Origin of the sequence: Steroidobacter flavus (genome assembly GCF_042651805.1) — a bacterium.
GTDB lineage: Bacteria > Pseudomonadota > Gammaproteobacteria > Steroidobacterales > Steroidobacteraceae > Steroidobacter > Steroidobacter flavus.
Window position 1 is genome coordinate 669,598 of sequence record NZ_JBHSDU010000001.1, and the last position, 14,033, is coordinate 683,630.

9 protein-coding genes are annotated in these 14,033 nt (G+C 60.2%); 5 read left to right on the top strand and 4 right to left on the bottom strand.

Going from position 1 to position 14,033, the window contains the following annotated elements:
* The first annotated feature begins 38 nt into the window (after positions 1-38).
* Positions 39-1,313, top strand: coding sequence for an O-acetylhomoserine aminocarboxypropyltransferase/cysteine synthase family protein (locus tag ACFPN2_RS02625; RefSeq protein WP_380594689.1), 1,275 nt, complete (start codon positions 39-41; stop codon positions 1,311-1,313).
* A gap of 62 nt (positions 1,314-1,375) precedes the next feature.
* On the opposite strand, the gene ACFPN2_RS02630 is transcribed toward ACFPN2_RS02625, so the two are convergent.
* On the bottom strand, positions 1,376-4,141 hold the full coding sequence (locus ACFPN2_RS02630; protein WP_380594691.1) for a TonB-dependent receptor: 2,766 nt from the start codon (positions 4,139-4,141) through the stop codon (positions 1,376-1,378).
* Positions 4,142-4,370: 229 nt separating this feature from the next.
* Between ACFPN2_RS02630 and ACFPN2_RS02635 the strand changes: the two genes are divergently transcribed.
* The gene (locus ACFPN2_RS02635) at positions 4,371-5,405 is read left to right on the top strand and encodes a YncE family protein (RefSeq protein ID WP_380594693.1); all 1,035 of its coding nucleotides are present in this window, start codon (positions 4,371-4,373) and stop codon (positions 5,403-5,405) included.
* Between the two features lie 290 nt (positions 5,406-5,695).
* Positions 5,696-7,495, top strand: coding sequence for a glycosyl hydrolase family 18 protein (locus tag ACFPN2_RS02640; RefSeq protein WP_380594695.1), 1,800 nt, complete (start codon positions 5,696-5,698; stop codon positions 7,493-7,495).
* A 56-nt stretch (positions 7,496-7,551) separates the two neighbouring features.
* Here the strand turns inward: ACFPN2_RS02640 and ACFPN2_RS02645 are convergent, their stop codons facing one another.
* Positions 7,552-7,878 carry a hypothetical protein gene (locus ACFPN2_RS02645; protein WP_380594697.1) on the bottom strand — a complete coding sequence of 109 codons (327 nt, stop codon included), beginning with the start codon at positions 7,876-7,878 and terminating at the stop codon, positions 7,552-7,554.
* An 801-nt stretch (positions 7,879-8,679) separates the two neighbouring features.
* On the opposite strand from ACFPN2_RS02645, the gene ACFPN2_RS02650 reads away from it, so the two are divergent.
* Both ACFPN2_RS02650 and ACFPN2_RS02655 read left to right on the top strand, forming a co-directional pair.
* Positions 8,680-9,831, top strand: coding sequence for an ABC transporter permease (locus ACFPN2_RS02650; RefSeq protein WP_380594699.1), 1,152 nt, complete (start codon positions 8,680-8,682; stop codon positions 9,829-9,831).
* A gap of 6 nt (positions 9,832-9,837) precedes the next feature.
* Entirely contained in the window at positions 9,838-11,007 is a 1,170-nt protein-coding gene (locus tag ACFPN2_RS02655) for an ABC transporter permease (RefSeq protein ID WP_380594701.1), read from the top strand.
* Between the two features lie 125 nt (positions 11,008-11,132).
* Here ACFPN2_RS02655 and ACFPN2_RS02660 read toward each other — a convergent pair whose 3' ends face one another.
* Positions 11,133-12,596, bottom strand: coding sequence for a Fic family protein (locus ACFPN2_RS02660; RefSeq protein ID WP_380594703.1), 1,464 nt, complete (start codon positions 12,594-12,596; stop codon positions 11,133-11,135).
* 138 nt (positions 12,597-12,734) lie between these two features.
* Positions 12,735-13,979: a tyrosine-type recombinase/integrase gene (locus ACFPN2_RS02665; protein ID WP_380594705.1), complete on the bottom strand. Its 1,245-nt coding sequence runs from the start codon at positions 13,977-13,979 to the stop codon at positions 12,735-12,737.
* Between the last annotated feature and the right edge of the window lie 54 nt (positions 13,980-14,033).

Consider the following 14,033-nt stretch of genomic DNA (forward strand, 5'->3'; position numbering starts at 1 on the left):
CATGGGGGACGATAGCTTCTTTCCAGTAGAGCAAGCTTATGAAAGACCAGACGATCGCGATCCACGGCGGCTACGAGACCGAACCGACCACGCATGCCGTCGCCGTGCCAATCTATCAGAACGTCGCTTTTGAATTCGACGACGCTCAGCATGGCGCCGATCTGTTCAACCTGGCGGTTCCGGGCAACATCTACACTCGCATCATGAATCCGACGTGCGATGTGCTCGAGAAGCGTATCGCGATGCTCGAAGGTGGCGTAGGCGCCCTGGCGGTATCCGCAGGCAGCGCCGCGATTCATTACGCGATCGTCAATCTGGCGCAAGCGGGCGATAACATCGTGACCACGCCGCAGTTGTATGGCGGAACGTACACGTTGTTCGCTCACATGCTGCCGAAGCTGGGCATCGAGGTGCGTTTCGCCGCGAGCGACGCCGCCAGCGATCTGGAAAAGCTGATCGACAAGAACACCCGGGCGGTATTCTTCGAGTCCATCGGCAACCCCGCCGGCAACATCGTCGACGTGGCGGCCGTGACCGCGATGGCACGTAACCGCGGCGTCGCCACCATCGTCGACAACACCGTCGCCACCCCTGTGCTCCTCAAGCCCTTCGACTATGGCGCGGATATCGTCGTGCATTCGGCCACCAAATACATCGGCGGTCATGGCACGACCCTCGGCGGCTTGATCGTCGACTCCGGTAAGTTTCCCTGGGCTACTCACAAAGAGCGCTACCCGATGTTCAGCGAACCGGAAGCGTCTTATCACGGCGTCGTGTACGTCGATGCGCTCGGGCCCGCTGCTTATATCGGCCGTGCGCGTACTGTGCCGCTGCGGAACACGGGCTCGGCGTTGTCACCATTCAACGCGTTTCAGTTACTGCAAGGCATGGAGACGCTGCCATTGCGCATGCAACGTCATTGCGAGAACACGCAGCGCGTCGCCGAGCACCTGCAATCTCACAAAGCCATTCAATGGGTACGCTACGCGGGATTGAAGGATCATCCGCATCACGCGCTGGCGCAGAAATATATGAAGGGCCGCGCCGCGGGCATTCTAACTTTCGGTGTCAAGGGCGGCTTCGAAGCAGGCGTCAAATTCTACGATGCGCTCAAGCTGTTCCGTCGCCTCGTCAACATCGGCGACGCCAAATCGCTGGCATGTCATCCGGCATCCACCACGCATCGGCAGCTCAGCGAGGACGAACAGCGCAAGGTCGGCGTCACGCCGGAAGCGATCCGCCTCTCCGTGGGTATCGAAGACATCGAGGACATCCTCGAGGACCTCGATCAGGCGTTGAGCGCGGCCCGCTAAGGGGTATAGGTCCACCCGGCGGAGTCTAGTTGATCAGGCCAGCTCCGCCGGTTAACGCTGGTTCAGAACTTCATGCGTGCGCCGATGCTGTAGATCGTCTCGTCGCCGTTGAGCTGGAAGACGACCCGCTCGCTGCCCCAATAACTCGCGGTCTTGTTACGAAGGATGTTCGTGCCGCCAACGTCCACGCGTAACGCGTCGTTCACGTCGTAGCCGATGCTGAAGTCGAGGCGACCGGCGGGCCGGACATAGGTCAGGAACGTCGGCACATAGGCCTCGTCGACGCGGTCCGGATCGAAGGGCCGCAGCGCCACGCCACCGGTGTTGTCGGCGTTGATGTATTTGGAGCGATAGGTCCAGATCAGGCGCCCGCTGAGACCGAACTTGTCGTAGAGCAAGCCGGTCGTATAGTTATATTTGGACACGCCCACCAACGGGTTGCCCGCGAGTGGATCGTCGCCCTTGATCTCCGAGTCCGCCAGCGTAAAGGCGCCCTGCACGCCGAAGCCCGACATCGCGCCCGGCAGGAAGTCGAAGAAATATTGCGCACTGACCTCGACGCCCTGGAGATCCACGGAACCGACGTTGCGTGGGCTCGACATCAAATAGTTGAGTCCGTCGATGGTCTCCTGAGTGTTCGACGTGACGACGCGGTCCTTGATCTTGCGATAGTAGCCGGTCACCGCGGCGTAGCCACTGTCGAAATAATATTCCGCCGTCAGGTCGATGCTATCGGATGTTTGCGGCTTCAAATTCGGATTGCCACGCGTGCCGGTGTTGAGCAGAAACACGTTGCCCACCAGCGTCAACGACTCGGTGGGATTGAGCGACGCGAAGTCCGGACGCCGCATCGAGCGTGAATAAGCCAGACGCGTCTGGAACGACTCGGTGAACTGCAACCGCGCCGTCGCTGAAGGCAGGAAATCGACATCCGATGTCTCAGCACGCACCGGGCTGAAGGTGCTGCCCGTCCGCTCGAAACCTTCGATGGTCCGTTCGGTTCTGACCACACGCGTGCCGATCACGCCATCCAGCATCAGCGATCCCAGCGGAATCTCATAAGCGCCTTCGACATAGGCGGCATAGGTTGGCTCCTCGGCATTGAACTCCTTGGCCGGTTCAAAGCTGGGCTGACTCAGCGGCAAATTGAACAACGCGCGCAGCTCGTTTCGTCCGCGCTCAGAGCGAAGATACGCCGGATTCACACCGAGGAACTCGGCTCCGCCGTTGAGACGCGGCGCCTCGCCGATGACCGCGAGGAAATCAGATGACAGCGGCAGACTGGAGATCAGCCGCGCGTTCGCTTCGGTCGCGGTGCCGATATTGCCGAAGCCGATCGACTGCACCGTATTGGTCTGTCGCACCTCTTGAAACTGCGCCTCACGCCGGGCGAAGCGCAGGCCGGTCTTGAGCTTGGGGAAAAAGCCGCCCATCTCAAACTCGCCGTCGAGCCGCGCCTGTAACAGCTCGCCCTCGCCCAGCGTGTAGTTCTGGTTGATCGAGTTACGCAACGACAGGTTGGTGGAGCTCAGCGGAATCGAAGGATCGATGGAGAACGACGGACCGTCGTTATGATCCATCTCGACGAAGATCGTCGGCACGCGCTGACCGATCTCGGCGTTGAAGTTCTGCAGGAACGAGCGCGACGTCTGATAAGCCAGGTCGAAATTGAGCCTGGCGCGCTCCCGCTCGAAGTTGAAGCCGGTCGCGAACATCTTGTTTCGCTGAGTCACGTCCTCGGACGAAGAGTTCTGGTTGATCACGACATTGTCGAAGCGCGCACTCTTCAGTTCGCACACTCGCCGCACCGTGAACGGCTGCAGCGACACCGTGCCGTCGGCATTGTTGATCAGCGTCGGATTCGTGCCCTGCGCGTTCATGCGGGTGTCGAAACAGTAGTCGCTGACCGTGACGTCGGAAATCCGCGAGTCGTTGGTGAAGGGCTGCGGATTGAAACCGGCAAAACCGGTCGTGCTACGAAAATGGGTGTAGAGACCGTCCGCGTAGACCTGCAACTCCGGCGTCGCCTGCCATTGAATGGCCGCATTCGCTTGCTTGCGATCGATATCGCCCACGTCGGGCATGTTTCTCAGCACCTGCGGAATCAGCAGCCCCGGCTCATTGAGCGGCGCCACGCCCGAATAGCGGCGCTCGCCCAGGTTGGACACGCTGCGGATGTTCTCCGCGCGCGAATAGGTCGCGTTGATCAGCGCACCGATCTCTCCGATCGAAGTATCGGTCTTGCCTGCCGCGAGCAGACCGAACTGTGGATTGTGTGCTTCGGCGATGGTTGCGTAGTTGTCGCGCGCCGTGATGACGGCCGTCGGCTCGCTGAAGCTGAAGGGACGGTTGAGTCGCAGGTCGAGCGCACCGGCCACGCCGCCTTCGATCTGATCCGACGTTTGCGACTTGAACGCGTCGATCCGGGCCAATGCCTCAGCCGGAACATCTTGAAGGTCGAAGCCGCGACCGGTCGTCGTGATCACCTCGCGCCCGTTGACCGTCGTCAGGATGTCCGTCAAGCCGCGAATGCGCACGCTCGACAGCTCGTTGTTACGATCGTTCTGCACCTGGATGCCAGGCACGCGCTGCAAAGCTGCGGCGACAGTGGGATCGGGAAGCTTGCCAATGTCGGTCGCGACGATCGAATCGACGACCTGGACCGATTCTCGCTTCACCTCTGCCGCTCGTTCCAGCGACTGACGAACGCCAGTCACGACGATTTCTTCGAGGCCCCCTGAATCCGTCGCCTCGCTCTCTTGAGCGAGCGCCGGCATGGAAACAAACACAGCCGTGACCGACACGGCACCCAACAGATCGAACCGCATTGTTACCCCCTTGTTACGTGTTGCTCTTATTCGCCAGCGCACGTCCGCTATGTTAGCTATTGCCCGATTAATATTATAAAACCGAAAAATGGTCAACTGGCGTTACGATCTGCACGGGTCCAGGGCATGGTTGCGGGGGGCTGACGCGCCAGGAGAGGCGTCAGCACGGCGTCAGGATCGACGATTCAGAATCAGGGGATCGACTCCACGTACGTCGCAGGGTGGCCTTATGACATCGGCATTTCGCACGTTTCCAACCCGGTTTGCGACCGCCCTTCTCGCCACCGGCGCCTTGGTGGCGGCTCATGAAGCATCGGCGGCCGACGCCCCGGCACCCTACGCCGTCATCCAACATATCGCGGCGAAGGACGGCGGCTACGATTACGTCTCGATCGACAGCGCCGCACACCGCCTGTACATGGCCCGCAACGACGGTGTGATGACCGTCGATTTGAAAACAAACAAAGTCACCCCGCGCTTTGTCGCCGGCGACGAGGTCGCCGCGGTGCTGATCATCCCCGACACTTCCCTCATGCTGAGCACCAACTGGGCCAGCGGCAAAGCCACGCTGTTCGATCGACTGACCGGACAGATCAAAGCGCAAATCCCCGTCGGCAAAGGCCCGGACGCGGCACTGTACGATCCGGCGAGCAAGCTCGCCTTCGTGATGAACGGCGAGAGCAACGATGTGACTCTGGTGGATCTGACCAAGGCCGCCGCCGTCGCAACGATCCCGGTCGGCGGCAAGCCGGAGGCCGCCGCTTCTGACGGGCATGGACGCGTGTATCTAAACATCGAAGACACGGCAGAGATCGTCGTCATCGACAGCCACGCTCACAAAGTCGTTGGCCGCTACGCCATGAAGGGTTGCAAAGAACCGACCGGCCTGGCGTTCGATCCCACGACCGGCTTGCTGATCTCCGCTTGCCACAACAGCGTCGCCAAGCTGATCGATGCTCGCACCGGCGCCGACAAAGGCAGCGCGAAGATCGGCGCAGACGCCGATGGCGCGATCTTCGATGCAACCAAACGCCTGGTCTTCATTCCCTGTAACAGCGGAACGATGACGGTCCTGAAGCTCGATATGAACGGCAAAGCACAGCCCGTTCAGCAGGTGCAGACCCATGAGGGCGCCCGCACTGCCGCCCTGGATCCCACCACCGACCGGCTTTATCTGCCTTCGGCCAATTTCGTGGACGGCAAGGGCGGCGAGCGCGAAGCCGTGGCCGGCACGTTCGAGGTGCTGGTGGTTGGCCGGAAGTAGCTCTTTCTATACTACCAATATAATACCAATTTGATTGAGGATTGGCAATCGGGTTCGATTGGTACTATATTGGCCCTAACGTGGTCTTAGCCACGTGGCGGCGAGGGATCGCCCCCAGCACCGAGCCCCCTAGCGAGCAAGCGACACATGGACGTGTTCATCGGCCCGACCGACAGCCCAGGCGACCGCAGAGTCGCCGGGCTTTGCCCTCTTCCTTCCGGAACATTCGATGACATCGACGGCACCCGCCGTTGCACCCAGTCAGCCATTTTTCATGGAGGATCTTCGCAGTGACAGCTTCAATTGCACGTGCCCCGTGGGGCATCGTAGCGGCCTTCTTCTGGTTGTTATATTCATCGGCGAGCCTGGCCCAGACCCAGCCCTGCCCCTTCCCCGCCTGGAGCAGCAGCGCGGTTTACGTCGGCGGTAACCGCGTCACTTATCAAAACGTCGCGTACGAGGCGAAGTGGTGGACGCAGAATGAGATCCCGTCGCAGTCCGGTGAGTGGGATGTCTGGCGCAGACTATGGGCCTGCAGCGGCGGCGGCACGAATCAACTGCCCACAGCGAATGCGGGCGCGGATCGCTCGATCGCCCCAGGCGCCGCCGCGAGCCTGCAAGGCTCAGGCTCCGATACCGACGGCACGATTGTTTCCTATCTGTGGACGCAGACCGCCGGCCCCGCGATCACGCTGAGCGGCGCAAACACCGCCAACGCGAGCTTCACAGCGCCGCAGGTCACGACGAGTACGGCGTTGACGTTCCGTCTCACTGTGACGGACAACCAAGGCGGTACGGGCAGCGATGGCGTCACGATCACTGTAACGACCGGCACTAACCCTGGCGGCGGCAAACAAGTCGGCTCCTATTTCACACAGTGGGGCATCTATGGGCGCAACTACCACGTAAAGAACGTCGACACGAGTGGCGCGGCCGCGAAGCTGACCTTCATCAACTACGCTTTCGGCAACGTTTATGATGACGGTCGCTGCAACATCATTACTCGCGCCGAGAGCGGCAACGGCGACGGCGGCGATGCTTATGCGGACTACCAGAAGTCCTACGACGCGGCCTCGTCCGTGGACGGCGTGGGCGATACGTGGGATCAGCCGCTGAAAGGCAACTTCAATCAATTGAAGAAGCTCAAGGCGCGTCATCCGCAGATCAAGTTGTTTATTTCCCTGGGTGGCTGGACCTGGTCGAAGAACTTCAGCCGCTACTCGACGACGGCCGCGGCACGCCAGACGATGGTGTCCTCGTGCATCGACATTTATATCAAGGGCAACCTGCCAGTCGGCGATGGCGCGGGCGGTGTGGGCGCCGCGGCCGGCGTGTTCGACGGTATCGACATCGATTGGGAATATCCGGGCGGCGGCGGCCAGCCGTACAACACCGTCAGTCCCGACGACAAGCACAACTTCACCCTGCTCCTCGCCGAGTTCCGTCGTCAGCTGACTGCACTGTCCTCGCAGACCGGTCGTCAGTACTACCTCACGATTGCCGCCGGCGCCGGCACCGACAAGATCGACAACACGGAGCCCGCTCAGTACTCGCAGTCGCTCGACTGGATCAATCTGATGAACTACGACTATCACGGCGGCTTCGAGCCGCAGGGTCCGACCAATTTCCAATCGAACCTGTACATGGACCCGAACAATCCAGCCACGGGCGTCGCGAAGACGTATGCAACCGAAAACGCCGTGAACAAACTACTCGCGGCCGGCGTGCCCGCGCAGAAGATCGTCGTCGGCATTCCGTTGTATGGCCGCGGCTGGACGGGCGTGCCGAACGGTGGCGTCAACGGTTTGTATCAACCGGCGACCGGTCCGGCGCCCGGCACGTACGAAGCAGGCATCGAGGACTACAAGGTGCTCGCCCCTCGCAACGCGCCGAAGTTCTATCACCCCATCACGAAGCAACTGTGGACCTACAACGGCTCGCAGTTCTGGAGCTTCGACGATGCGACGGTGATCGCGACCAAAGCCGCCTACGTCAACAGCCTGGGACTCGGCGGCTTGTTCTCCTGGTCCCTCGACGGCGATGACGCGTCCGCCACGCTCGTGAAGGAGACCGCGAAGGTTCGTCAGTGATCGTGCGATAGCAGATCGATGCGGCGTCGGGGCTCGTCTCCGACGCCGCTCTGCGGTTAGAACTGCAGGATCTCGGCCGACACGATTTCCAGCTGCGACGCGCAGCCAATGGCTCTGCCATCCTTCGGCGACAGGATGAACTCCTCCTGCATCTCCTTCGCCCCCACCGCCGACCACCGGACCCGCACCTTGATGCTCCGGTAGGTATGTTTATTGGTCACGACCCAGGAACGATTGAACTCATCGCACTGTTTATCCGTGCTCGACACGATGAACTCCGTCGCCGGCGGCTCTTCAGCCGCCGCACACAGCTCGCCCAGCACGATTCCTACGGCCAGCACCGCAGCCGGTAACGCCCGGCCCTTCCCCTGAACTTGTCTCATGATGCAGTCCTGTTCTGCGCACCTGGCGCAAATGAGACGGCTAATTATTCGAACGTTGCCCAAGCATGGGCGCAACTAGTCAACGGACCTGTTACTCAGATCTCATTTGTGAGATGAGGGCGGGGCGTATCTAATGAGAAGTGTGAAATCTATCAAGTGACCGGTTACGCTCCCGGAGCCAGGGATTCGTGGGTTGATCAGCTGTTGACCCGCCTCCGGGCCGATCAATCGCTCACCATCGTCCATCTCGATCTCCAGCTCGCCCGTCCGGCGAATCGTATCAATCTGAGCCGATGTCAAAGACAACCGCTGCCCCGGCCCTGCACGACCGTAGCTAACGATATCCAACGCTGGCCTGCCGCGATCGAGGCGAATGGGTTTCATCGCCAGTCCTCCATGAACGCGCATTGGCCTTGATCAGGCCCTTGGTGTAATCGCGCAGCGCCTCACATGCCTTGAGGATCAGATCCCCACGGCTGGGTCCGGCCATGCCTTGATGGGCCAGTCGCGCCCAGCTCGGCAACCGAGTGCTTGAGCGCCATCAACTCAGCTTCGGACAGCGGAGAAAGGTTTCGCAGATCGGCACGGATATATACGTCGCCACCGCCATCTGCCGGGCCGCCGCGCGCTCACTCAGTAGCACTGGCGCTTCATAACATCATGGACGGTAGGATACGATCCGCAAAGGAGCGGAAATGGCGATGAACCAATTTGCGGTGCTGTACGGCGATCGACTCACGATCCCGAAGAAGTGAAATCAACCCGCCTCAAACATAAAGACACGCCCTTAGGAACAGCTGCATGAAATTCCTGCCGCTCATCTGGTCCGGTATATGGCGCAAGCCCGTGCGAACAATCCTCACGCTGGTGCAAGTTATCGTAGCCTTCGCCTTGTTCGGTGTCTTGCAGGGAATGAAAACGGGCGTAGATCAGGTCATAGCTGATGCTCGCGCTGATGTCCTCTACGTCGCTCCTGCTGCTTCCGGGGGTGCGCCTCTGCCTCGAGCTCATATCGAGAGACTCAGGTCGATCCCTGGCGTAAAGACCGTTGCATTCGCCGACGCTCTCTTCGCCACCTATCAGAAGCCCACGCAGCCTGTGTACGTGATGGCGCTCGAAAGCAGTGACGTGTGGTTGACACTTTTCCCGGAGGTCCTCCACATAGATCCAATGAATCTCAAGGCTCTGCGAGAAACGCGAACCGGCGCGCTGATAACCGCCGATATGGTCAAGCAATACGGGTGGCGCATGGGGGACCGGATTCCCCTCACGTCACCCACTCTGCAGCGCAACGGGTCTGGGGCTTGGTTCTTCGACATCGTGGGAACGTTCACTCCTCGCGAGATCGGTGACGATAGCGGCGGCTATATCTTGGCTAACTATGCCTATTTGGATGAGGCGCGGGTGCTCAACGCGGGCACGGTGCGCAACTTCTACGCCATCGCCGCCGATCCGAAGCAGGCGGCGATGGTCGCTGAAGCCATCGACAACGCCTTCGCGAATTCTCCGAGCGAGACGAGAACGACGTCGTTTAGGGAGAACTCACAACAGGCAATGCAATCGATCGGCGACCTCGATTTCGCCATCCGCTCCATCGTGAGCGCAGTACTCGTGGCGCTTCTATTCTCAGTGGCCACCATGATGATGCAAACGACTCGGGAACGAACCCCCGAGTTGGCCGTGCTGAAGACTCTGGGCTTCTCACACCGGGCAGTTTTCCTCTTGCTCGTTGGCGAAGCAGTAGCGACGTGCGTCATCGGAGCAGTCATTGGTCTCGGGCTGGCAATGGTCGCATTTCCTTACGCAGGAAAATTCGTGCCGGGGATTTCGATGCCGATGACTGTGATTGAAATCGGTGTGATGGGGGCAGTACTGGTTGCCTTGCTCAGCACTGCTGTGCCGGCGTTCCGGGCATCGAAACTCGAAATCGTCGACGCACTGGCGGGCCGATAACTCATCATGAACTTCACAAGACAGTTTTGGGCGCTGCTGCACATGAGTCTAACCGCCATTCCCCAGCGCCTGGGGTTGGTGCTCACAATTGTGGTTGGCGTCGCATGCGCTGTTGGAGTGCTGGTGTCGATGTTGGCCATGGGCGTCGGGGCACGACGAGAGGCGATGGGGAATCTGCGACCTGATCGCATCATTCTGATGAGCACTGGCGCCCCAGGCCCAATGCAGAGCAGTATCGGGAAGGACATTGTGCCGTTGCTCTATGATCTGCCGGGCATACGTCGAAATGCGAATGGCAGCCCGATGGCTGCGGCACAGGCAATGCTCTACACGCAGGCACGCAAGAAACTGACGGGCGATCGGGTGGGCTTTGCGCTCTTTGGTGCTACTGCCGGACTAGCCGACACGCTGCCGGAGTTGCGGCTGACTTCCGGACGCATGTTTGAGCCAGGATTCCACGAATTGATTGCCAGCAACAAATGCGCTCGCCAGTTCATGAATTTCGGCGTAGGCGACCAGAGAGTAATGCGAGGCAGCGAGTGGACAGTCGTGGGGAGCTTCGATCTCGGTAGCAGCGAGGGTATGTGTGCCGTCTTCGCCGATGCGGAAACCATTCTGTCAGCATTTCGCATAAACACTTACAACCAAGTGACGGTACTGCTGCAATCTCCGAAAGCATTCACTCAGCTCACCGAGGCCCTCAAAGCCAATCCAACACTTCGGATCGAAGCTAGGCGCGAAGCCGAAGTGATTGAGGAGAGCATGAAGCGCTTCAATGGAATACTTAACTTTGTAAGCTACTTCATCGGCGCCATCATGGCCGTGGCGGCTACGTTTGGAGCTGCAAACTCGCTATACGCAATCGTCGATAGCCGCCGCCGCGAGCTGGCCACGTTGTGTGCCCTGGGTTTCACACCGGGGCCGCTCATCGCAGCCATCGTGGCCGAATCCACTCTCCTGGCATTGTCCGGGGCTATCATCGGAGTGGGGCTCGCCTGGTTTTTCTTCAACGGATTCGCCGCCAGCCCGCTTGGCTTCAGCATTCGCCTTGCGGTCACGGCTCCGATTGCGGGGCTCGGTATCGCATGGGCATTCGCCATGGGCATCGTTGGAGGCGTGCTGCCGGCGGTGAAAGCAGCGCGCCTGCCGCTGACAACGGCGTTGCGCGCAGCTTAGCCCCGCCGGACGGGATCTTGCGGGAAAGTGAGCGCCACGGCTCGGCCAGCAAAGTCACGCGGGCTAGCTAGCAAGCTGGCACTGTCATCCGTCCCACCTGTTTCCAGCAAAGTCGGAATGACTGGCTAAATCGCCCTTCCCCCATCCCCAATCTCCAAACGAAACCTCCTCGGATCCTCCTTCATCGCATTCGATCGCGCCAGCGCCTGAAACGCCCTCTCCTTCGAGCTGACATCGAGCCATCGGCTGAAGCTCGCGGCAAAGGCCAGCATGCGGGGCAACGGCACGGGATGACCATTCGACAGCGCCTTCAGTGCGCTGAGGTAGTCGTCACGATAGATCGTGGGAATGATGATTCTTGTCAGGCCCGCATTCGACAGGAAATGATTCATGGCGATACGCGCGGTACGACCATTACCGTCATCGAACGGATGTACTTCGGTGACGACGAACATCGCCAGCGTCGCCCGATTGGCAGGCGTTGCGGCCGCCATCGTGACTTCATAGCCTTTCATCAGCGTGCCGACGACCTTGTCCGGGTCGACGAAGACGGTCTGTCCGGCCCGGTTTGCCGCCGTTTTGAAATCGCCTGGGTGCTTCTCGCGGCGGGATTCGATGACGAGTCTATTCCAATCTTTGAGCTGAGCGATGAACGCTTCCGCACTCTGCGGGAGGCTCGGGTCGCGCTTCGAGCGTAGGATGGCGCGGTAGGTTCCCAAGATGTCGTGGGAGTCGTCCTCGCGATACTGCAGTGGTCGATCATTGACCACGATGTCGTGCGCCACCTCGATCTCAAATTCGGTTCCTTCGATGAAGTTGGAAAAATATGTTTCGATGAACGCCTGCAGCTGCGGATCCGCATTCGCAGCCGCAGGCGGCACCACCATCGGGTTGCTCTGAAGTTCGGCGGCGAGCGTTTCGAACAACGTCACCCGATCATCGTCGTATGGACGACGTGCGGCGCGAGCGACCGCCTGAGGCGTGATCAATGTCGCTGCTCGCGTGCCGAGCAGCGAGCCGATCATCGCATCCAGCTTTTTGAATTCCTCGTTAAGACCCAATGACTCTGCAATCGATCGGGCTTGGTCGCGAAGCTTGTTAACTTCATTGCTCACGTCACGACTGATGAATCGCTCGAGCCACTCCTCTACGAACGAGACCCCCAACGTGCGTCGTTCGGCGGGATCGCCGCGGCTGAGCGAGAGATTTTCCAGTAGAGCCCGAGCTTGACTCGAAATGAATGCATCGGCGCTCTGCAGTGGCAGCCTGATGTCTGTATCGGTGGGACCAGGGCCCCGCGCGTAACGCAGCTTCACGCCAGGCAGTTGCACCTCGCGCCGGTAAGGGCCGGTGAGAAAGTAATGCCCGCCCGCTGTCGGCCGGTGCTCGAACGCGGAACGATGCGAGACAATGCAGCCAGGCATGATGACGGCGCAGATCTCATTGAGGTGCCTGCAGGTGACCGACTCAATGGGCGCATCGACGTTGTCGGTATAGATGCCGGGCGCCAAGCGCTGCAATTGCCCCTGCCGAGCCAGCCGCTGCAGGCGCCTGGCCTCGGCCCGGTCATCGCCGGCGATTTTCAGCACGTCGCTTTTCTCCACATAAGAAGGCGATAGAAGACTGGGGTGTCGCTACTTTAGGTGTAAGAGCGCTAGTGTGTCGCTATTTTAGACACAAGACGGCATCCGTGTCGCCGTTTTAGGCATAAGGAAGCGCAATTGTCGTCAAACTCGGCATAGTGGTCTCCGCCGATCCGGAAGCCGCTTCGACTTGTCATAGGCTCGTTTCACATCGTTCCCGACATCGTGCCCGAGCTGCCGTTCGATCAACTCATCCTCCCAACCCAGCTCGCGCAATAGCGTGCTCGCGATGGTGCGGAAGCCGTGCCATGTCATCTCATCGCCTGAGTACCCCATGCGCCGAAACGCCGCGGTGATTGCATTCTCGGACATCGGTCGAGTTGAGTTCGTGAGCGAAGGAAACATCAAATCCATCCGGCCCCGTCGCCGAGTGAAGATCACCCAGAATGGCGACCACTCGCGACGCCAGCGGAACAATATGCTCACGCCGCGTCTTCGTCCGAGCGGCTGGAATACGCCATACAGGCGCTCAGCCGCGAGATCGAACTCCGACCATTCGGCGGCACGCAACTCACCAGGCCGAACAAACAAATAGAGTGCCACCCTCATGGCGGCTTCCGTTGTTGGTTGCCCGCTGTAGCTTTCGATCGCGCGCAGCAGTTCACCAACGCGGCGAAGTTCGGTGATCGCTGGATGATTTCTCACCGACAGCGGTGGCAGCTTGTCGCGCGGATCCGCACTATCGCGAAGCGCAGCAGCGGGATTGATCTGCATGCGACCAGTTCCCACGGCATACCGGAACACGCGCTCTAAACGATCGATCAAACGATGCGCCGTCTCAATCTTGTTCCGGCGCTTCAGACCGTTGATGACACCAGCGATGTCATCCTTGGTAATGGCCTGGATCGCCCGGTCGCTGATCGGTCGCAACGGATGCGGCGCCCCCGCCTTCGTCTGCTTGACTCGATACGCGGCAAGATTCAGCAGCCACTGCGTCTTGATGATGGTCGCTTGCGAGAGCGGCTTGTTGCCTTGCTTCCGCTGCTCGCAATAGTGTGAGAACCATTCCTCGGCGACTGCGGCGAACGCGCTTTCCTTGGCCACCTTGTCGGCCTGCTGCTTGGCCTTGCGCTGTGCGCCCGGATCGATCTGACGATCGAGCAGCCGAGCTTCTTCGCGCTTCTCGCGAGCACGCTTCAACGAGACTTCCGGATACACGCCGAATGCCAGCGTCTTCTCGACACCAGCGTGTCGATACTTCATCCGCCCGTACTTCGCGCCAGTCGGTTTGATGAGCACGTGCAGACCACCACCGTCAAAAAGCTTCACGAGCTTGGCCGCGGGCTTCGCACTCTTGATGACAGAGTCGGTCAAAATGTTGGTTGCCACGTGTGGGGGTACCTCGGGCTGATTTTCAGCTGGTCCCCCACTGATACCCCGAGG